This window comes from Flavobacterium erigeronis, assembly GCF_054075165.1.
On sequence record NZ_JBSKGP010000004.1, the window covers coordinates 82,728 to 105,577 of the forward strand.

The 22,850-nt window shown below is 35.0% G+C and carries 15 protein-coding genes; 10 read left to right on the top strand and 5 right to left on the bottom strand.

The genetic code is table 11. The features are described 5' to 3' along the window. The first annotated feature begins 20 nt into the window (after positions 1-20). The 5 genes from ACWA1F_RS09215 to ACWA1F_RS09235 all read left to right on the top strand — a co-directional run bounded on the left by ACWA1F_RS09215 (position 21) and on the right by ACWA1F_RS09235 (position 11,332). Positions 21-1,016 (top strand): c-type cytochrome, encoded by a 996-nt coding sequence (locus ACWA1F_RS09215; RefSeq protein WP_456893509.1) that lies wholly within the window; start codon positions 21-23, stop codon positions 1,014-1,016. A 38-nt stretch (positions 1,017-1,054) separates the two neighbouring features. Continuing rightward, a complete protein-coding gene (locus ACWA1F_RS09220; protein WP_456893510.1) occupies positions 1,055-4,054 on the top strand; it encodes a glycoside hydrolase domain-containing protein in 3,000 nt (999 codons plus the stop codon). A 310-nt stretch (positions 4,055-4,364) separates the two neighbouring features. After that, positions 4,365-7,460, top strand: coding sequence for a DUF5107 domain-containing protein (locus tag ACWA1F_RS09225; RefSeq protein WP_456893511.1), 3,096 nt, complete (start codon positions 4,365-4,367; stop codon positions 7,458-7,460). Between the two features lie 22 nt (positions 7,461-7,482). Next, positions 7,483-9,666, top strand: a complete 2,184-nt coding sequence (locus ACWA1F_RS09230) for a M1 family metallopeptidase (RefSeq protein ID WP_456893512.1) — start codon at positions 7,483-7,485, stop codon at positions 9,664-9,666. 286 nt (positions 9,667-9,952) lie between these two features. Continuing rightward, on the top strand, positions 9,953-11,332 hold the full coding sequence (locus tag ACWA1F_RS09235; protein WP_456893513.1) for a Gfo/Idh/MocA family protein: 1,380 nt from the start codon (positions 9,953-9,955) through the stop codon (positions 11,330-11,332). Between the two features lie 86 nt (positions 11,333-11,418). Here the strand turns inward: ACWA1F_RS09235 and ACWA1F_RS09240 are convergent, their stop codons facing one another. The 4 genes from ACWA1F_RS09240 to guaA form a co-directional block, all read right to left on the bottom strand. Continuing rightward, positions 11,419-11,820, bottom strand: coding sequence for an OsmC family protein (locus tag ACWA1F_RS09240; RefSeq protein ID WP_456893514.1), 402 nt, complete (start codon positions 11,818-11,820; stop codon positions 11,419-11,421). Further along, complete coding sequence (locus tag ACWA1F_RS09245) at positions 11,820-13,883, bottom strand: LysM peptidoglycan-binding domain-containing protein (RefSeq protein WP_456893515.1); 2,064 nt, start codon at positions 13,881-13,883, stop codon at positions 11,820-11,822. The genes ACWA1F_RS09240 and ACWA1F_RS09245 overlap by 1 nt, the downstream gene beginning before the upstream one ends. Before the next feature lie 94 nt (positions 13,884-13,977). After that, positions 13,978-15,894 carry a LysM peptidoglycan-binding domain-containing protein gene (locus ACWA1F_RS09250; protein WP_456893516.1) on the bottom strand — a complete coding sequence of 639 codons (1,917 nt, stop codon included), beginning with the start codon at positions 15,892-15,894 and terminating at the stop codon, positions 13,978-13,980. Positions 15,895-16,086: 192 nt separating this feature from the next. After that, on the bottom strand, positions 16,087-17,616 hold the full coding sequence (gene guaA / locus ACWA1F_RS09255) for a glutamine-hydrolyzing GMP synthase (protein ID WP_184164142.1): 1,530 nt from the start codon (positions 17,614-17,616) through the stop codon (positions 16,087-16,089). 306 nt (positions 17,617-17,922) lie between these two features. On the opposite strand from guaA, the gene ACWA1F_RS09260 reads away from it, so the two are divergent. After that, positions 17,923-18,450 (top strand): hypothetical protein, encoded by a 528-nt coding sequence (locus ACWA1F_RS09260; protein WP_306156704.1) that lies wholly within the window; start codon positions 17,923-17,925, stop codon positions 18,448-18,450. 104 nt (positions 18,451-18,554) lie between these two features. On the opposite strand, the gene ACWA1F_RS09265 is transcribed toward ACWA1F_RS09260, so the two are convergent. Next, the gene (locus ACWA1F_RS09265) at positions 18,555-19,229 is read right to left on the bottom strand and encodes a hypothetical protein (RefSeq protein WP_456893517.1); all 675 of its coding nucleotides are present in this window, start codon (positions 19,227-19,229) and stop codon (positions 18,555-18,557) included. A gap of 322 nt (positions 19,230-19,551) precedes the next feature. On the opposite strand from ACWA1F_RS09265, the gene ACWA1F_RS09270 reads away from it, so the two are divergent. The 4 genes from ACWA1F_RS09270 (at position 19,552) to ACWA1F_RS09285 (ending at position 22,653) form a co-directional block, all read left to right on the top strand. After that, positions 19,552-20,472, top strand: a complete 921-nt coding sequence (locus ACWA1F_RS09270) for a DnaJ C-terminal domain-containing protein (RefSeq protein ID WP_456893518.1) — start codon at positions 19,552-19,554, stop codon at positions 20,470-20,472. Further along, complete coding sequence (locus tag ACWA1F_RS09275; protein ID WP_306156710.1) at positions 20,469-20,774, top strand: chaperone modulator CbpM; 306 nt, start codon at positions 20,469-20,471, stop codon at positions 20,772-20,774. The genes ACWA1F_RS09270 and ACWA1F_RS09275 overlap by 4 nt, the downstream gene beginning before the upstream one ends. A 152-nt stretch (positions 20,775-20,926) precedes the next feature. After that, positions 20,927-21,307, top strand: a complete 381-nt coding sequence (locus tag ACWA1F_RS09280) for a RidA family protein (protein WP_306156712.1) — start codon at positions 20,927-20,929, stop codon at positions 21,305-21,307. An 89-nt stretch (positions 21,308-21,396) separates the two neighbouring features. Next, positions 21,397-22,653: a voltage-gated chloride channel family protein gene (locus tag ACWA1F_RS09285; RefSeq protein ID WP_456893519.1), complete on the top strand. Its 1,257-nt coding sequence runs from the start codon at positions 21,397-21,399 to the stop codon at positions 22,651-22,653. Positions 22,654-22,850: the final 197 nt, after the last annotated feature.

Consider the following 22,850-nt stretch of genomic DNA (forward strand, 5'->3'; position numbering starts at 1 on the left):
CAAGATTAAAAATTCTACACATGAAAAAAACAATTCTTATCGGACTTTTTTCAGCAATGCCAATTGTATTTTTCAATTCGTGCACCAAATCAAATTCACAGACTTTAGCTGCTGTAAATCAAGAAGCCGAAGATGAAGGTTACATCACCATTGACACTTCAAAAATTCCAGACGATCAATTTGGAGAATCGGTTCGTTATGGAAGAGAATTAATGATGAAAACCGCTTATTACATTGGCCCAAACGGAATCAATGGAAAATATTTAGGCAACAAAATGAATTGCACCAATTGTCATCAAGACGCAGGAACAAAACCGCATGCGTTCAATTTAATGTCTTCACACGATAATTATCCACAATACCGCGGGCGCGAAAATAAAGTGCTTACATTGGCAGAACGAGTTAATAACTGCATTATGCGCCCGCATTCTGGAAAACCGCTTCCGCTGGATAGTAAAGAAATGGTAGCCTTTTTATCTTATTTTAAATGGATTAGCAAATTTGTTCCAAAAGACGGCAATTTCAAAGGAGCAAAAAATCTAGAAATCGAATTTCCTGATGTTGCCGCAAGTCCAGAAAGAGGAAAAGCATTATTTGTAGAAAATTGTGCGCGTTGCCACGGAAATAATGGTGAAGGAGTTTATAATGCTGATAAATCAGGTTATGTTTATCCTCCGCTTTGGGGAGAATACGGTTATCAGCCGGGTTCAAGTATGCATCGTGTAATTAAACAAGCACAATGGTTAAAAAACAATATGCCGTATGATAAAGTGCAGCATGGAAAACCATACCTTACAGACAAAGAAGCACTTGATATTGCGGCTTATGTAAATGATGATTCTGTACACGAAAGACCAAATCCAAAAACGTTTGATTATCCAGATAAAATGGGCAAACCTATAGATTATGCGCACAGCCCATTCAATGATAATTTTTCTGAAGAACAGCACAAATACGGGCCTTACAAACCTATTATTGCCTACTGGAAAAAACAAGGCTGGAAAGCAGTTTATTAATTTCAAAAAAAGACTATTTAACCTGAACATATAATACAATGAAACTAAACCCAAAACACACAACGCTTTTGACCAGAATAATGATGATGTGTCTTTTCACGATCAGTATTCCATTAACTGCACAAATAAAATATTCAGACGGAAATGACAGCTGGAATCCCGATAAATTAGGAAACCACCGCGCTGTAATTGCATTTTCAGGTTCAGGAAATGTTGCCAAAACTACAATCGAATGGCGAAGAAGAGACAACAATCCAGAACTTAAAAAAATCATTGTTCAAGATGCATCTGGAAAAGAAATCCAAAATATAAAAACCGAAAACATCAATAGAGAAAACGGAACTATTTTCTTTGAACCTGTTTCGGGAAAAGGAATGTATTACGTTTATTACATGCCTTATATTGATGAAGGAACTGCCAATTATCCAAAAGGAATTTATGCAAAACCTGAAGACAAAGCCGATGCAAAATGGCTTTCTAACATCAAATCAAATACAAAAGACAATTGTTCGGTTACAGAAATTCAGAGCGTAAATGCTTTCAATAGTTTTTACCCGATGGAAGTTATTGCAACGGCTGCTGAAACCAAAGATTTAATCTCAAAAAACAGTGGAAATTCTTTCTTGGTTTTTCCAGAAGACAGATTGCATTCTATCAAATTAAAATCAGATTTACCGCAAAGATGGATTCAGAAAGGCGTTCAAAATAATTTTTCTGATACGGCAATGAAAGGCGAATACCTTGCTTTTCAATTGGGCGTTTATGCGCTTGAAGATTTGCAAAATGTAAAAGTGACGTTTTCTGATTTGAAAAGTGGCGGAAATACAATTGATGCAAAAAACATCAGCTGCATCAATACTGACGGAACTAAATATGATGGAAATCCTTTCACCAATACTGTTTCTGTTTCTAAAGGAAAAATTCAGGCAATGTGGTGTGGTATCGACGTTCCGCAAAACGCTACAGCAGGAACTTATACTGGAAAAGCTACAGTTATTGCTGATGGAAAATCGAAAGAAATCAATCTTCAAATCACTGTTTCAAACGAAGTAACGAAAAACGGTGGAATCGACAGTCCAGAAAAAATGACACGTTTAAAATGGCTGAACTCCACTTTAGCGCAAGAAAATACAGTTATCGCGCCTTATACTCCACTAACAGTAAACAATTCTGAAATCGCTTTATTAGGAAGAAAACTGATTTTAGCGCCAAACGGATTTCCAGCTCAAATTCAGACTTTCTTTACTCCAGAAATGACTTCTGTGGGAACAAAAGCCAATGATATTTTAAGCGCTCCAATCGATTTTCATTTTGTTGATGCTGCTGGAAAAGAATTGCAATGGAAAAACAGCGGTGTAAAATTCACTAAAAAAGAAGCAGGAACCGTTTCTTTTGAAAATACTTCGACTTCAAAATCAGCTCAAATGGAGGTAAACGCAACTGTTGAATTTGACGGTTTTGTACATTATACAGTAAAAGTTACGGCTCTTGAAGATGTTACGTTTAATGATATCAATTTCCAAATGCCAATGCAGCCAACATCGGCAAAATACATGATGGGATTGGGCCAAAAAGGCGGCGATCGTCCTGCAACTTTTGACTGGAAATGGGATGTGGCGCACAAAAATCAAGACGGCGCTTGGATTGGTGCCGTAAATTCTGGATTGCAATTTTCTTTAAGAGACGAAAAATATAGCCGCCCTTTAAATACTAATTTCTATTTACAAAAACCATTATTGTTGCCAACTTCATGGGGGAACGAAAATAAGGGCGGCATTACCATTACTCCAAACCAGAAATCGGTTTTGGTAAATGCATATAGCGGGGCAAGAACAATGAAAAAAGGCGATGTTTTGTATTATAACTTCAACTTATTAATTACGCCTTTCCATACCATAAACACAGATTTTCAGTGGGATACAAAATTCTATCACAAATACAGTCCTATCGATTCAATTGCAAAAACGGGTGCAACGGTAATCAATATTCACCATGCAAATGCAATTAATCCGTATATCAATTATCCGTTTATCGAATTTAAAAAGATGAAAACGTATATTGATGAAGCGCATGAAAAAGGATTAAAAGTAAAAATCTACAATACCGTTAGAGAGGTTTCGAATAAAGCGTATGAAACTTTTGCTCTAAGAAGTTTAGGTCACGAAATTTATTCTCCAGGAAAAGGCGGCGGATTCTCCTGGCTGCAAGAACACGTTGGCGAAGACTATATCGCTGCTTGGTTTGTACCTGAAATTAAAGATGCTGCAATCGTAAATAGCGGAATGAACCGTTGGCACAACTATTATGTAGAAGGCATGAACTGGCTAACTCAAAACGTTGGTATCGATGGAATTTATCTGGATGACGTTGCTTTTGACAGAATCACAATGAAACGTATCAAACGTGTATTGACAAAAGACGGTCATCCTGGAATTATCGATTTGCACAGCGCGAACCAATACAACAAAAGCGACGGATTTAATAACAGCGCCAATTTGTATATGGAACATTTTCCATACATCAATAAATTATGGTTTGGAGAATATTTTGATTACGAAAAAAATCAGCCTGACTTTTTCTTGACAGAAGTAAGCGGAATTCCTTTCGGATTAATGGGAGAAATGCTTCAGGATGGCGGAAATCCGTGGAGAGGAATGGTTTATGGAATGACAAACAGATTGCCTTGGAGCGACGGTGCAGACCCAAGACAAATCTGGAAATTATGGGATTCTTTCGGAATTAAAGGCTCTGAAATGATTGGGTATTGGAGTGAAAACTGCCCTGTAAAAACAAACAACGACAAAGTTCTGGCAACGGTTTACAAAAAGAACGGAACGGCTTTAATTTCAATTGCAAGCTGGGCAAATGATGATACAAAAGTAAAACTGAATATCGACTGGAAAAAACTGGGAATCAATCCTTCAAAAGCAACCATTACGGCTCCTGAAGTTCTTAAATTTCAATCTGCTCAGACTTTTAAACCAACAGACGAAATACCCGTTTCTAAAGGAAAAGGCTTGCTGTTGATTGTGAAGTAATTGTCATTTTATAAAGATTACACACCCTGTTTGTCATTTCGACGAAGGAGAAATCTCCACAAGATATTCCTCAATCTTTGTCGAGCTACTAACGAAGATTTCTCGTTCCTCGAAATGACAAAATTGCAGAAAAATTAAACACATAGAAACATAGAATTTTCTATTTCAATAAAAGAGTTTAAAAAACAAATCTAGATTTGAACACATAGACATAGCTATGTGAATTTAGACAAATGAAATGCCTTTATAGACAAAGCAAACTATGATTCTATGTGTTAAAAAAAGCAAACCCAAAAAACTAGCTATCCACATGAAATTTAGACCAATATTATCCATTCTACTTTTTGGAAGCGTTTTTGTCACTGCACAAAACAAAACCACTGTAAAAGAATACAAAAAAGCATTTACGACTTACCCTTTTTCAGATCCAGATCCGATTCCGAAACCGGACACCAAGTTTTATCCGTACTTTCGTTTTGATGGATTTACCGATAAACCAATCCAGAAAGAATGGAAAGTAATCGAAATTGAAAATGATTATATCAAACTGACAATCTTGCCAGAAATTGGCGGAAAAGTTTGGTCAGCAATCGAAAAATCTACAGGAAAAGATATTGTTTACAATAATCATGTTGTAAAATTCAGAGACATTGCCATGCGCGGACCGTGGACAAGCGGCGGCGTTGAAGGCAATTATGGAATTATCGGACATACGCCAAATTGTGCAACTCCTGTCGATTATAAAATCATAAATCGCGAAGACGGAAGCATCAGTTGTGTAATTGGAGTTTTAGATTTACTAACCAGAACTTCTTGGAAATTAGATATTAACCTGCCAAAAGACAAAGCTTATTTTACTACAAATTCATTTTGGTCAAACACAACTGAATTCGAGCAGCCTTATTATACTTGGATGAATACTGGAATAAAAGCAGCTGAAAATCTGCAATTTATTTATCCTGGACAAACGTATATTGGTCATAACGGAGAATACAATTCGTGGCCAATCGATAAGGAAAATGGTAAAGATTTATCATTCTATAAAAACAACAATTTTGGCGGTTACAAATCGTATCACGTTTTCGGAAAATACAATGATTTCTTCGGCGGATATTATCACGATGAAGATTTCGGAATGGGAAGATTTGGAAATCACGACGATAAACCGGGCAAAAAAATCTGGATTTGGGGATTGTCGCAGCAAGGAATGATTTGGGAAAAATTACTGACCGATACCGACGGACAATACGTTGAAGTACAAAGCGGAAGATTATTTAATCAGGCGAGCGAAGGCAGTAATCTTACGCCTTTCAAACAGCGTTTGTTTGCTCCTTATCAAACCGATACTTGGACAGAATACTGGTTTCCTGTAAAACAGACCAAAGGTTTTGTAAAAGCCAATAATTATGGCTCTGTCAATATTAAAAATGAAAATGGCTGGCTGAAAATCTACTTTTCTCCGCTTCAAAAATTAAACGAAAAAATCGAAGTTTTTGAAAACGACCAAAAAGTATATTCAAAAGATATTGCATTAAACACACTTCAAACGTTCAAAGATTCTGTTCAGATAAAAGTCGATTCAAATAAACTGAAATTTGTTTTGGGTGAAAATAAACTGGTTTGGAATTCAGCTCCAGAAGATGGAAACATTAATCGTCCTTTAGAAATTCCGAAAGATTTCGATCATAATTCAATTTACGGATTGTATTTGCAGGGGAAGAATTACATCAGTTTTAAAGATTATATCCTTGCCGAAGAAAAACTTAATGCCTGTTTAAAATTAGATGCTAACTACGCTCCTGCTCTTTCTGCATTAGCTTCTTTACAAATCAGAAAATTAGATTATGAAGGTGCTGTAAATTCGGCGAGCAAAGCTTTAGCAATTGATACTTATGATGCTGCTGCGAATTATTTTTACGCTTTAGCGAATTTGCATTTAGGAAATACAACTGACGCAAAAGACGGTTTTGACATCGCAGCTGCAAGTGTAGAGTTTAGAAGTCCAGCTTATACGGCTTTAAGCAAAATTTATTTAGCAGAAAACAATCTGCCAAAAGCAGTTGAATATGCTGAAAAAAGTCTCGTAAACAATCAATACAATGAAGAAGGTTTACAAGTTTTAGCGGTTTTATATCGTCTTCAGAATAATGCTGAAAAAGCAAATTCGGTTTTAAAAACCATTGCAACACTTGATCCATTGAATCATTTTGCTGATTTCGAAAAATACCTTTGGAACAATTCAAACGAATCCAAATTGGCTTTTACATCAGCTATTCAAAATGAAATGCCGGAACAGACATTTTTAGAATTAGGTATTTGGTACAATAATATAAGCCGAAAAGAAGACGCTTTAAAAGTATTTTCTATTGCAGAACCAAGCGCAGAAATTATTTATTGGAAAGCTTTCTTAGAAAATAAATCAGTTGATATCAGCAAAATCAAGCCTGGAACGAGTTTTCCTTTCCGAAACGAAACGGCTGAAATTTTAAAATCATTAATAAAAACCAACGATCAATACCAATTAAAATATCATTTAGGTTTAATTGAATGGAATCGAAATAATATCGCTTCCGCTAAAGAATTATTTTTACAATGCAACTCAAAACCAAATGATCCTGCTTTTTATGGCGCCAAAGCATCGCTATTTAAAAATGATGCTCCAACTGTTTTGGCAAGTTTACAGCAAGCTATAAAATTAGATCCACAAGGCTGGAGATACCATAAAATGCTGGCGGAACACTATATCGTTCAAAAACAATTTGATAAAGCATTAGCAACAGCTGAACCATTCTACAAAAAACATCAAGACAATTATTTGCTCGGAATGTTATACGCAAAGACGCTTCTTCTAAACAAAAAATATACGGAAGTCGACAAGTTCTTAACCAAATTGCAAATTCTTCCATTTGAGGGCGCAATCGCAGGAAGACAATTGTATCACGAAGCCAAACTAATGCAGGCTTTGGCTGAAATGAAAAACAAAAATTATAAAAAAGCCTTGCAATTTATTGCCGATGCCAAACTGTTCCCAGAAAATTTAGGCGTTGGAAAACCGTATGACGAAAATATTGATGAACGCTTAGAAAACTGGCTCGATTATCAATGTTACAGCAGTCTTGGAAACAAAGAAATGGCTTCAAAATCTTTAGATAAAATTGTGGCTTTTCATCCTGTCGTAGATAATACAGTTATGAACTTTCTTCCAGCCAATCAATTGGTTTCGGCTTGGGCGATTGAAAAAACTTCTTCTTCTCAGGAAGCAGAAAAATGGCTGAAAAAGCAAGCTGATTTATATCCTTCAAACAAAATAATTCAATGGAGTTTATTGGCGTACACCAAAAAACAATCGAATATTTTAAACGAAGATGAAAAAGACGGCGAAGTCAGAATTATCGAAAAACTGTAAAAGAACTTTCAAAAAATATAAAATGAAAAAAGATTTTTTAAAATATACTATTTTGGGGCTGGCTTGTATTTTAAGTCCAAAAATAGAAGCACAAAACAAAGCAGAAAAATCAGATGAATTATCGATTTATCGCGCTGTTCCTTTAAAAACACATGATTTAATTCATACCAAACTAGAAGTTTCTTTCGATTACGGAAAACGTTATTTGTACGGAAAAGAATGGATTACTTTAAAACCTCATTTTTACGAAAGTGATTCACTTAAGCTTGACGCGAAAGGAATGGATTTCAAAGAAATTGCGATTATCGATGGCAAAAAAAGCATTCCGTTACAATATAAATACAACAATGAAGAGCTTTCTATTGCTTTAAACAGAAAATATAAAAGCACCGAGAAATACACGATTTACATTAATTACACGGCAAAACCAGAAGAATTAAAAAGCAAAGAAGGAGAATCTATTGTGGATTCTAAAGGTCTATATTTTGTAAATCCTGACGGAAAAGCCGATAAACCAACTCAAATCTGGACGCAAGGCGAAACCGAAGCTTCATCTTGCTGGTTTCCAACAATTGACAAACCGAATCAGAAAACAACTTCGGAGATTGCGATGACAGTGGAGTCAAAATACACAACACTTTCAAACGGAAAATTGACTTCACAAAAAGTTAATAAAGACGGAACCAGAACAGACATCTGGAAAATGGAACAGCCGAATGCGCCTTATTTATTTATGATGGCCGTTGGAGATTTTAAAATCTATAAAGATTCATATAACGGAAAAGAAGTCAATTATTATCTGGAGCCAAAATATGCGCCTTACGCCAAACAGCTTTTTGGAAAAACGCCCGATATGATGAATTTCTACAGCAAAATGTTAGGAGTAGAATATCCGTGGGCAAAATATTCTCAGATTGTCGTAACTGACTTCTTTGGCGGTGCAATGGAAAATACGTCTGCAACGGTTCATGGCGGTTATGTACAAAAAACAGCCCGAGAATTATTAGATAATAACGAAGAAAGCACTATAGCACATGAACTCTTTCATCAGTGGTTTGGAGATTTGGTCACTGCTGAATCCTGGTCAAATTTAACAATGAACGAATCTTTCGCCACTTTTGGAGAAGTCCTTTGGCACGGTCACGATGCGGGACAAGACGCAGAAGATAGATCTCGCTACGAAAAACTGCAGAATTATCTTCGTTCGCAAAAAAATGGAAACAGCGAAATTTTAGCGCGTTTTCACTACAGAAAAGCAGACGATATGTTTGATAACATCAGTTATTCTAAAGGCTCTATCATTTTGTATGCTTTGAAAAACCAAATGGGTGACGAAGCGTTTTTTAAATCATTGAAGCAGTATTTAACAACCAATGCTTACAAATCGGGAGAACCGCATCAATTGCGTTTGGCGATGGAAGATGTTACTGGAAAAGACTGGCTTCCGTATTTCGATCAATGGTATTTTAATGCTGGAAGTCCGATTTTGGATGTTAGTTATAGATATGCCAACGGAAAAATCATCATTACCATAAATCAATCTCAGGATAGTGCAGTACAAACTTTTACGCTTCCACTAAAAGTTGATTTTTATGTAAATGGAACCAAGATCAGAAAGGATATTTTAATCAATAAAAGACAGCAAAGTTTTAGTTTTGATCTTCCTTCAAAACCCGAATTTATAGATTTAGATCCGGATAAAATTCTGATTGGCGAAGTTAACATCGATAAAAAAACAGCAGCTGATTATCTTTTTCAATATAAAAATGCACCATCGTACTATAACCGAATTGAAGCTATAAAATTTGCTTCAAAAGACAGAAGTCAGGAATCGCAATTGATTTTAATGGAAGGCTTAAAAGATCAACAGGAAGACTTAAGAGTTTTGAGCATTAAAGCAATTGATTTGAATGAAAAGCAAACCAAAGATCAGGTTTTAAAAACATTATTGGATATTGCTAAAAATGATACAAAAACAATTGCGAGAGCAAATGCTGTTATAAAATTAGCTTCTACAGAAGATGCTTCTTATAAAAGTTTAATAGAAGAAAGCACCAAAGAACAATCGTACAACGTAATTGCCGCAGGAATAATAGGATTAACCAAATACGCTCCAACCGAAGCAGATAAAGCATTAAATTCATTAGACGACGATAGTAAAAAACATGTAACGCCATTAATGAAAAGATTTAGTAGTCAAAAATAATTAAAAAAATCCTTGGATTGTTTTTTTTTTGAAAACCTCTCTAATTTGGTTCATTAGAGAGGTTACCTTTTAACCTTTAGAACGAAATTTTAAACACATAGAAACATAGATTTTTGTTACTTCTGGTTGAGATTACAAAAAAAAGCAAGCTTTAACACATAGTTCTATGTGGATTAAAATTAGTGAAACGCCTTTTTAAGTTTACAATAACCTATGTTTCTATGTGTTAAAAAAATTGCACACAACGTATAAAAATGACACCATTGAATAATAAAAATACGCATTTATGAAAATTACCTTTTTTAAACCTTTTATAATTCTTTTTCTTTTGTTCGGATGGACAATTGCTTCGGCACAAATAATTAAGACTAAAACACCTTCTCGTCCAAAAGGACAGCAAGATGTGCTTAGAATGGCCGCAGATCCGATTCCGACTGTTCGTGTTGCCTTTATCGGACTCGGAATGCGTGGTCCTGGTGCGGTAGAACGTATGACACATATTCCAGGCGTAGAGATTGTTGCACTTTGCGACATGACTCAGGAAAACACTTCAAAATCAAATGAAATTTTGACTAAAGCCGGTTTTCCAAAAGCGCAAGAATTTTATGGAGACGAAAATGCTTGGAGAAAAGTAACGGCTTTGCCAAATGTAGATTTGGTTTACATCGCAACCGATTGGAAACATCATGCCATTATTGGCGTTCAGGCCATGAAAGACGGAAAACACGTGGCTATAGAAGTTCCTGGAGCATTAACTATGAAAGAGATTTGGGAACTAATCGATACTTCTGAAAAGACAAGAAAACACTGTATGCAACTAGAAAACTGTGTTTACGATTTCTTCGAATTGACAACCCTAAACATGGCTCAACAAGGTCTTTTTGGAGAAATTCTTCATGCTGAAGGTTCTTACATTCACGGTTTACAGCCATTTTGGGGAGAATACTGGAACAACTGGAGAATGGACTACAACATCAAACACCGCGGTGATATTTATGCGACACACGGTATGGGGCCCGCTTGTCAGGCGTTAAATATTCATCGTGGTGACAAAATGAATTTCTTGGTTTCTATGGATACTAAAGCCGTTGGAAATCCTGCTTATATCAAAGAAAAATCGGGTCAGGAAATTAAAGATTTTAGAAACGGAGATCATACCATGACGATGATTCGTACCGAAAACGGAAAAACGATTCATATTCAGCACGATGTTACTTCTCCACGTCCGTACAGCAGAATGTATCAGTTAAGCGGTACAAAAGGTTTTGCAAATAAATATCCGCTTGAAGGTTATGCACTTGACGGAAAAGAATTAAGCGACGATGTAAAACCAAATCACGAAAAATTAAGTGCACATTCTTTTGTTCCCGAAGAAGTGAAAAAAGCTTTAATGGAAAAATACAAACATCCGATCGCAAAAGGAATCGAAGAACAAGCAAAAAAAGTAGGCGGTCACGGCGGAATGGATTTTATTATGGATTACCGTTTAATTCATTGCCTTCAAAAAGGACTTCCGCTTGATATGGACGTTTACGATTTAGCAGAATGGTCTTGTCTAGGACCGTTAACAGAAATTTCATTAGATCATAATTCTGCTCCTGTAGAAATTCCAGACTTTACACGCGGAGGCTGGAACAAACTTAAAAAATTAGAGTTTTCAGAATAAATAATTTATTGGTTGATTAGTTAGTAGAGAAAAGGGCATCTAAAAATTAATTTAGACGCCCTTTCTTATTTGTTTTTTGCTAAGATTTAATTCCAGTTAAAAGAAATTTTCTTTTCAATTTCACTGCTTAAACTCAAAAACACCGGACAAGTCATTGCAGCACGTTCTAGAATAGTTCTGCTTTTTTCATCGGCATTGCTTTTCATTTCAAACACAATTTCGATTGCACCAATTCTTCTTGGTTCTGCATTCATAATTTTCGTTACTTCTGCTGTAGAACCAACAAAATCTACTTCCATATCACGGGCTTTAATTCCCATAATGGTCATCATACAGCTTGCTAAAGCATTTGCAACTGTATCTGTTGGAGAAAACGCTTCTCCTTTTCCGTTATTATCTAGTGGTGCATCAGAAATGATTTCGCTTCCTGATTGCACGTGAATTGAACTTGTTCTTAAATCTCCTAAATAGGTTACTTTTGATGTCATTAATTTGCTACTTTTAAAGTTAAATCGCTATCGTAATACAAGATGTACACTCCTTTATTAGCGTGTCCGCCATCTTCTTTTCTATAATATTGAAATTTATTATCTACTTGCTGAGTCGTCATCAAATCGGCAGTTTCTTGAAATGTTTTTCCTTGAACTAAACGCATCATTGTGTCAAACGTAACGTCAAAACCTCTCGTTGCATAAGACGTTGGATTGGCTTTGTTTTTAAGACGATATTGTTTTTCATAAATCAAAACTGGCTGTTCGTCACTTTCGCGAGTTACAGAAGGATACATTAATTTCAGTTTTACCAAATTCTCAAAATTGATTTCATCGGTATCCAAAGTACTGTTTGGTTCTAAAATTACCAATTGAACTTGACATGTTTTCTGAGAATCAAGCAAAGCTTTTATTGTTGCCTTAACCATCGCTGTATTACCTGTTTCCATTACAACATAATTCATACGATTTGGCATCAATAGACTTTTTAGATTAGCCACATCCAAACCTCCCGTTTCAGTCAAAGTAGCAAAAGCAACTCCTCTTTGATTTTGTTTGATGTAGTTAATAACCGACTCTTTTTTCTTATCTACTACCGCTACAATATTTCCGTTTTTAGAACGCATAAAATCAAAAACTGCATTTCTGATTACGTCGCTTGAAGGTACTGTTTGATATAAATTGTTAATCGGATTCGCGCTGTCTTTTGATAAAGGTGAAATTACCGGAACGTTATTAGAAAGAAGCATGTTTGCTGTTGTTTCTGCATTATTCTGGTAAAATGGTCCAATTACAGCATCTGCATCTTGAAGTTTCGAAACTAAACCTACCACATTAGAAGTAGTTTTAGTTTCTTGCGAATCATAAATCGAAACATCAATTGGCAGTTTTAATGTTTTTGCAGAATCAATCGCCATCATAGCTCCAGAATAAAAATCTAAAGTCATATTTAAGAACTTATCATTTTTAATTCTGTTAGCCGTTCCAGAAGTATCGCTTTGCACTTTTGCTAAGTTAAACGGAAGCAATAAAACAACTTTTTTGCGTTCGTTTGTTTTCTTTTTAGTTAATGCCACAACTTCAGCATTATTTTCTTCAGATTCTACTCTGTCTACAATTTTAATACCGCCACCGCCAGTATTTTCAACTGGTTTAGCAACTGTTGCCCCGCCATTAGTAACAGGCACTTGAGCTGCAATAATTGGAGCTGGAGCTACATATCCAGCAGGAACTTTTAAAACCATTCCTTCTTTTACACCTTCAGAAAGTGACGGATTTAAGGCTACTAATTCTTCTTGAGATAAATGGAAAACCCTTCCTAAACTATAAAACGTTTCTTTAGGTTTCACCTGATATTCCATATACGAAACTGCTTTTTTAGAAGTTTCTACAGGCTTTTTATTTTCTGCAGTTTTTGCTGTTTCAACTGGAGCAGCTTCTGTTTTTGGCGCTTTTCCTTTTATCGTCAATCTATAACCAACTGGCAGACTGTTTACGATATCTGGATTGCGTTTTTCCAATTCGTCAACCGTCATATTGTACTGTTTTGCAATTCCAAATTTAGTTTCTTTAGGCTGAACATCGTGGTAAACATATTTTTCAGCACCTTTTTCTTTTGCAGGTTTTACGGCTGTTTTTGGCGCAGATCCTTTTGCAGGAATTACCAATTTTTGGCCAATCTGAACACCTGTTTTCTCCAAAGTAGGATTTGCCTCTTTTAAAGTTTCCTCTGAAATTCCGTATTTGTGCGTAATGCTGTAAAACGTTTCTTTTGGCTGCACTTCATGAATAATCTCTTTTCCTGAAGCCGTTTTAGTTTCAGAAACTTCTTTTTTTGCTTCTCCTGATTTTGTCGGAATCAGCAACACAGAATTCGGCACCAAACCCGTTCTTGCGTCTGGATTATATTGGTAAATATCATAAGGCGTTACCTTAAATTTCTGTGCAATCTGATTAATCGTCTCACCGCTCGATACTTTATATTTCACTACTTTTTCTTGCGAAAATGCGGTTGAAGTCATAAAAAATACGAGAGACAATACTGTTAAATAATATTTCATAATAAGGCTTAAAACAATTTAATTTCTAATTCTAAAATAAGTTACAATTTTACTAAAAGCAAAATTCGCGCCGTTTGTTTTATTGCTGTAAAAATTACCTTAGATCGATTTCTACTTTTGCAATAATGATTTCTTTATATAACTCATCTTCTTCTTTTTTCTTGCATTTGTAAAGCACTTCTTCCATGTTTTCGAACTTATCAGCGTAAACATAATACGAAAGGCTGTTAATGTTGAAAAAGAAACTAGCGTTAAATTCGCCAGAATCAATGAGTTTCATAATAAACTTATCTCGGTCAACCGCGTCTGTAAATATACCTAAAACTAAGTAATACCCGTTTGAAACTTCTTTAAGATTATCATAAACTTCCACTTTTACGGTTTTATCAGTCCTTAACGGATTGTCTTTCAATTCCTGTTTCATTTCTTCCAACGAAATAGTTTTTGAATTTTCTCCCGAATTATTATTCTTCTGTTTTTTGATTGCTTCGTCCTGATATTTTTTCAGTTTAACCAAAGCCAGTTTATCATCAAATTTTCGCGCTTCCATACTATAATAAGAAGCTTTACTAATATGTCTTTTTACTTCAATTTTCTTTTGAATATCCAACGAATCAATTTTAGCAATCAAAAGCTGATTCTGTTTATCGCCTTGCTCCTGCTCAATTTTATATTTTTTTATTTCTTCTAAAGACAAACGCTGTTGTAAAGAAGTAGTATTGTTATTTTTTTCGCTTTCGCGGATTTTCCTCTTATACTCCTGATTTTCCTCAACTGCGATTTTTTCGACCTTATTCATCAAGCCGGCATACACTTTTCTGTTTTCTGCCAATTCTTTTTTCAGCTGAGACGATAATTCATTGGTTTGATTGATTCCTTCAGAAGATTGTTTCTCTAGTCTTTTAGATTCCTCAACATTCAAAATGTCCATTCGCTTCAGTTCTTTCAAATCATTATTCATTGAAGTAACCAGCGAATCTAATTTTGCCATCAAAATATCTTGAACATTTTTATTGGCTTCTAAAACCAAACGCAGTTTTTGAACCGAATTTTCTTTAGAACCATTCATATCGTTCAGATTCACTTTCAGATCATTAATTTTTATAATTTTCTGATTCATTTCTTTCTGAACCACCAAACGATCTTTCAAATCTTCAATTTCAACCGTTTTGGCTTTTGTTTTTTCAACCACAACCTGTTTTTCGGCTAGAGCCAGCATCAGTTCTTCGCTTTCATTTGTTGGTTTTATCGCTGCGGTGTTAATCGCCAATTTATTTCCAACAATTAATCCGTTTACGATTTCAGGATTTTGAGATTCTAACTGGTCAATTGAAATTCCGTATTTCTTGGCAATCGAAAATTTGGTTTCTTTGGGTTCAACCACATGAAAAACCGTTTCCTGATTAATTACACGAACTCTTCCGTCTAAAGTTTTTCTTTTGTTCGGAATAGAAATCGTCTGACCAATCTGCAATCCGTTAATCAAAATGTCTTTATTTAAATTTTCTAAATCCTGAACCGAAACATTATATTGTCTCGCTATGCTGAATAATGATTCTTTGGCAACAACTTGATGCGTTGCTTTTGAAGAACCCGAAATTTCTGATTTTAGATTATGATCTGAATTTTGAGGAATAATTAATTCTTGACCTATTTGAAGTCCGCTAGCCAAAATTTCCTGATTTGCATTTTGGATGGCTTCTACCGAAACATGGTACTGTTTTGAAAGTCCGAAAAGTGTTTCTTTTGGCTGAACGACATGTTTTAATTGCGCATTATGACTTGCGGTCGTTTCAGCATGAACAGGAATCTTTAAAATTTGATTTTCCTTAATGCCGTTTTGAGATTCTGGATTAAGTTTGTAAATCTCATCAATAGAAACCTTATACTTTTGGGCAATAAAATAAGCGGTTTCTCCTTTCTGAATTTGATATTCAATAATTGAATCTTGTGCAGTTATTTTGTTAAAAGACAGAACAAACACAAGAGAAATCGTTAAAAACTCTCTCATAAATAGTAGGTTATAAAAATTAGGGCTTTACAAATGTAACTTAATTTTAAAAAAATACTACTATTATCTCTAGGTTTGTTACAACTTAGAACACTAAAGAGTTTCGCATCAAAAAGTTATGATTTCACTCCTATATAAACAAAAAAAATGCCCACAAAAGTGAGCATTTTTATCATTTAAAAGCAATATTTTTTATTCCCACTCAATTGTTGCAGGTGGTTTTGAACTAATATCGTAAACTACACGATTTACACCTTTTACTTTATTGATGATATCATTAGAGACTTTCATCAAGAAATCGTAAGGTAAATGAACCCAGTCAGCCGTCATACCATCTGTAGATTCTACGGCTCTAAGCGCTACTACTTTTTCGTAAGTACGCTCATCACCCATAACGCCAACACTGTTTACAGGAAGCAAAATCGCTCCAGCCTGCCAAACTTTATCGTATAATCCCCAAGATTTTAATCCTTCGATAAAAACAGAATCTACATCTTGTAAAATTCTAACTTTCTCCGGCGTAATATCTCCCAAAATTCTAATTGACAATCCAGGTCCTGGGAAAGGATGTCTTCCTAATAATTCTGGATCAATTCCTAATGTAGCTCCTACTCTTCTCACTTCGTCTTTGAAAAGCATTCTAAGCGGTTCTACAATTTTTAATTTCATATAATCAGGCAATCCACCAACATTGTGGTGCGATTTGATTGTAGCAGAAGGGCCTTTTACAGAAACAGACTCAATAACGTCTGGGTAAATAGTTCCTTGAGCCAACCATTTTACGTCTTCTAAAAGGTGTGATTCATCATCAAAAACTTCGATAAATACACGTCCGATAGTTTTACGTTTGGTTTCAGGATCACTGATTCCAGCTAATTCACCAAGGAAACGATCTCCTGCATCTACACCTTTTACATTTAATCCCATTCCTTTGTATTGATCTAATACATTTTGGAATTCGTTTTTACGCAAAAGTCCGTTGTTAACGAAAATGCAATATAAATTTTGTCCGATTGCTTTGTTTAATAAAACTGCGGCTACAGTAGAATCTACTCCACCAGAAAGGCCTAGAACTACTTTATCGTTTCCTAGTTTTTCTTTTAATTCTGCTACCATTTCGTCAACGAAAGCATTTGGAGTAAAGTTTTGAGGAACTTCAGCAATTTTTACTAAGAAGTTTTCCAGCATCTTTTTTCCATCAGTTGAATGGTATACTTCTGGATGATATTGGATTGCATAAGTAGTTTCGCCTTCAATTTTGTAAGCAGCATATTCTACATCATGCGTGCTTGCCAATTTTACCGCATTTGTTGGTAAAGCTTTGATACTGTCACTATGAGACATCCAAACTTGGCTATTTTCTGAAACTCCATCAAAGAAAGTTTCACCTTCTTTAATATAAGACAAGTTAGCTCTACCATATTCTCTTGTGTTTGAAGCAGCAACTTCTCCACCACTAAAGTGTGCTAAATATTGTGCTCCGTAACAAACAGCAAGTAAAGGCATTTTACCTCTAATTTGCGATAAATCAGGATGCGGTGCGTCTTCTCCACGAACAGAGAAAGGGCTTCCTCCTAAAATTACGGCTTTATAACTTGATAAATCACTTGGAATGTGATTGTAAGGAAAAATTTCGCAGAATATATTTAATTCGCGAACTCTACGCGCAATAAGCTGAGTATATTGCGATCCGAAATCTAAAATAAGTACGTTGTGTTGCATGCGCAAAAGTACTTTTTATATTCGAAAAGTAAAAATCGGAAGTATGAAAAAAAATATTTTTTTTTCATACTTCCGATTTTAGGTTCAAAGTGACAAAGTAACAAAGGCTCATAGGTAAAATTGAAAAGGCATTAACCTTTGTCACTTTGAGCCTTTGTAACTTTGTCACTCTAAAGAAATCCATTTCCCCAAAAACTTCGTAATTAGGAAAAAACAATTTTAAACAAACCCAAAAAACAAAGTTTCATTTTTTCTTAGTTTCTCTGTCCCTTTGAAACTTTGCAACTTTGTAACTAAAAATTAACCATGAAATCAAAACTTATCGCTCTGACGGCTTTTCTGTCTATCTTTTTTTCTTCTTGTGATGCTGTCGATGATTTATTGACTTTTACTATTTCGAATAATGCTTCGATTAAAATCCAGAGTACTTCACCAATTAATCTTCCTTCGGAGATTATCACGCCAGAAGTTACAACCAATTCTTCGGCTGAATTTGAAAACAATAAAACGAAAGCAAGTTTAGTAAAAGATGTAAAAATCAGGTCGCTGAAATTAGCGATTACAGAACCTTCAGATAAGACTTTTACGTTTTTAAAATCGATTCATTTGTATATTTCTACAGCCAATTCGGAAGAAATCGAATTAGCGTACCAAGACAATATTAACGTCTCAAGCAACACGATCGATTTGATTTGTACCGATAAAAGATTAGATGAATATATTAAAGCAGATAGCTACAAAATAAGAACTAAAGTTACCCTAAAAGAAACTTTGACAAAAGATGTAACGGTAAAAGCAGAAATGAAGTTTAAGGTTACTGCGGATCCATTTTGATCAAAGTAACAAAGAGACAGAGTAACAAAGGTTCAAAGGTATACTAAGCGTAAAACTTTGAACCTTTGTCACTTTGCAACTTTGTAACTAGCGCTGCAAGCGCTCTATTCTTTCGTTACCACTATCGACGCCTTAAATCCTGCGGCAAGATTATCCCAATAATCATTTGTTACCAGATTGCCTTTATCGTCATAGACTTGTATTTCTGCGGTGTTTCCTCCTAGTGTACCTATATTTAAGGCTTCGAAATCTAATTTATTAAAACCTTGTCCGAGGTTAATTTTTACTTGCTGGAAATTGGAGTCTAATAAAAGTCGGTCGCGGATTACCTGATCATTTGAAGATACTTTTACCAAATCGCCGTCGATAGCTCCAAAGTCTCGGAACTTCACTATAAAATATTCTGATTTGGTTTTAAAATCACCCAAAGAAATATTTCTCTTTACCAAAACACCACGGCCTTCTCGCAATCCTGCATCTTTCAAGGCTTTATCGAGATCTTTTTCCATTTTGGCTACGTAACGATCGCCAGGATTAGCAAAATCGGTCTCGGTAGACATGGTAAATTTGCTTTTTTCTTCTCCTATCTGAAATTTTGATTTTGGAGTTATGGTCGTATTTTCAAAAACGTTTGGTGTTTTAATACTCGGAACATCAAGCGTATTAGCCTGCGGATCTTTTACGTCAGGAATTGGAGTCTTTTTGGGCTTTGCAGTAAACTTTCCTCCAGGAATAGTTTTGAATTTAGTATTAAATTCGGCTTGGGCTGATACTGACAAAGCAGTAAAAAATAATATGAAAAATAAAATGTGCTTCATTGAAAAAAGTATTATCGAATCGGCTTTTTATGATTAATATAACCAAAAGTCCTGCTTCACAAAAATAGTATAATTAAGTTAGCTACTACAACTTTAGGAGTTTTATAACATTAAATTAAGCTAATTTTTGGAATCAAAAAACCTGCCAAAAGATGGTTTTTCTTCGAAAAAAAATCTCAAACCTAAAATTCCAAATTCCAAAAGCAGATTAATATCATTTTGAAAATCAGCAGATTTTTCTTAACTTCAAGGCTTTATTTACCATTTATAAAATCATAAGAAAATGGATTATATAGATTATTACAAAGTATTAGATGTTTCGAAAGCTGCTACGGAAGCAGACATCAAAAAAGCATATAGAAAACTGGCCAGAAAATATCATCCCGATTTGAATCCGAATGATAAAGAAGCCGAAAAAAAGTTTAAAGAAATAAATGAAGCTAATGAAGTTTTAAGCAATCCCGAAAATCGAAAAAAATACGACAAATACGGAAAAGACTGGAAACATGCCGACGAGTTCGAAAAAGCAGGTTACGATCCGAATCAGCAGCAAAGCAGACAAAGCAGTTCTCAATATTCTGAAGGCGATTTTTCTGGTTTTGGCGGAGACTTTTCTGGAAGTGATTTTTCAGAATTCTTCAATTCAATGTATGGTGGCGGCGGAAGAAGTAGCAGATCGCAGTCCAAATATAGAGGTCAGGATTTTAATGCCGAACTGGAATTGGATCTTAAATCTGCTTACACTACACACAAACAAAATCTAACTGTCAACGGAAAAAATATCCGAATCACGATTCCTGCAGGTGTTGAAAACGGACAGATTATAAAAATTCCAAATCATGGCGGTCCTGGTGTAAACGGAGGTCCAAACGGCGATTTGTATATCACTTTTAATATCTCTAATAATTCAGATTTTAAGCGTGAAGGAAATAATTTGTATGCCGAAGCTCCGATTGATTTGTACACGGCAATTTTGGGCGGAGAAACTTACATCAATACTTTTGATGGAAAAGTAAAAATCAAGGTTCCAGCAGAAACTCAGCCCGGAACTAAGGTGAAACTGAAAGGAAAAGGATTTCCTGTTTACAAAAAAGAAAATCAATTTGGCGATTTGTACATCACGTACACCATAAAAATTCCAACGAATCTGTCGGATAAAGAAAAAGAGTTATTTGAAGAATTAGCAAAACTAAGAAAGTCATGAAAAACAGAAATTTAATCCAGATAAAACAGTTTTGTTTGTACCACGAAATTGAAAATACTTTTATAACCGAACTTCACAATTATGGTTTGATACATATTGTTGTGGAAGAAAATGACGAATTTTTAGAACCCGAGCAATTGCCAACCATAGAAAAAATGATTCGCATGCACTATGATCTCAAAATAAATCTCGAAGGAATTGACGCCATTGCAAATCTTCTGAATAAAATTGAAGTCTTACAGCAGAATTTGAATACGGTGCAAAATAAGCTTCGCCTTTACGAAGAAAAACAAACCGATTAACAAATTAATATCACAAAAAAGCTTGAATTTCTGAATTGATTTCAAGCTTTTTTTAATTCCTTTCAGGAGCATAATTCTTAAATTGCAGCATCTTAAAATTAACCTGAATTTGCTTTTAAAACCATACTGACAAATTCGCAAAAATTGTAAAAATGAAAAGAGAAAACATCTTAACTGGATCTCCGTGGGAAGACAAAATGGGATATTGCCGAGCGGTAAGAATTGGCAACATCGTTGAAGTTTCTGGAACTGTAGCCATTGTTGACGGCGATAAAGTAAAAGCTGATGACGCTTACGCGCAAACCTATAATATTTTGGAGCGAGTTGAAAAAGTTTTGGAAGATTTAAATGTGGGAATGAAAGATGTTATTAGAACTAGAATTTTCACAACTGATGTTTCTACTTTTGAAGAAGTGGCAAGAGCGCATTCTGCTTTTTTTAAAGATATAAAACCAACAACAGGATTTTATGAAATCAGTAAACTGGTTGCTCCAGAATACTTGGTTGAAATAGAATTTACTGCTGTCGTTTAGATTTTTTTTCGCCACGAATTCGCGAATTATTTTATTCTACACTAATTTTATAAATTTGTGAATTCGTGGCTAAATATCTTCACTCATTAATGACTTACCTAAATCCAAAACAATTACTTCTTGATATTCCTAAATGGATTATTATTTGTGCATTAATAGGATTTCTTTCTGGCTCAGCTTCAGCTTTTTTCTTAGTTTCTTTAGAATGGGTTACGCAATTTAGAATTCAGCACGAATGGATTGTGTGGCTTTTGCCTTTCGGTGGATTTCTGGTTGGTTTGAGTTATTATTATTGGGGAGAATCTGTTGCGAAAGGAAACAATCTTTTATTGGAAGAATACGAAAATCCTAAAAAAGTTATTCCGTTTAGAATGGCGCCTTTAGTTCTTTTAGGAACACTGCTCACGCACTTGTTTGGAGGATCGGCGGGTCGAGAAGGAACTGCGGTACAAATGGGAGGCGCGATTGCCGATCAGTTCACCAAATTATTCAAACTTGATAATCCAGAACGCAGAATTTTAATCATTCTCGGAATCAGCGCTGGTTTTGCTTCTGTTTTCGGAACTCCTTTGGCTGGTGCAATTTTCGCTTTAGAAGTTTTATATTTTAGTAAAATCAATTTCAAAAGCATTTTACTTTCTTTTCTAGTTGCTTACGTTGCTTATTTTACGGTAGAATTTTGGCAAATAAAACATACGCATTATAGTATTCCAACAATTCCAGAACTTAGTTTAAACAACGTTTTTTATACTATAATTGTAGGTCTTCTTTCTGGATTTGCGGCTTTATTATTTTCGCGAAGCACACACTTTTGGGGTTCGCTTTTTTCAAAAAACATAAAATATCCACCGCTTCGTCCCGTAATTGGCGGAGTTATTTTAGCGATTGCTATTGCTGGTTTAGGTTTTACTAAATTTTCTGGATTGGGTGTTCCTGTAATTGTCGATTCCTTTTCAAATCCTAACCCGTGGTACGATTTTCTGCTTAAAATCTTATTTACTGGATTTACTTTAGGCGCTGGTTTTAAAGGCGGAGAAGTTACACCGCTCTTTTTTGTTGGCGCAACTTTAGGCAGTGCTTTGTCAACCGTTATTCCGATGCCGATTGCTCTTTTAGCCGGAATCGGATTTGTAGCCGTTTTTTCTGGCGCAACCCACACTCCTATTGCCTGCACGATTATGGGAATGGAATTATTCGGAATTGCCCCAGGTATCTTTATCGCAATTGCCTGCACAATTGCTTATTTTTCTTCGGGTTCGGTTGGAATTTATAAATCACAGATTGTGAAAGGCGCTAAGTATAAGCTATATCAAAAGTTTCAGAAGAAAGAACTTCAGAATTTATAAAGAATAAAAATTCAAATTTTTAAATTCCAAATTCCAATATTTTATTCCGAAGCTTCCGTAGAAAATTCCAATATTTTTAAATTCCAAATCCCAATTAATTTACATTAACTCCAACGGATTAAAATCCGTTGCTACAAAACAAAGCGTTCCTACGGAACTTAGTAACTTATAAAAAAATCCGTTTAAATCAGCTCCCT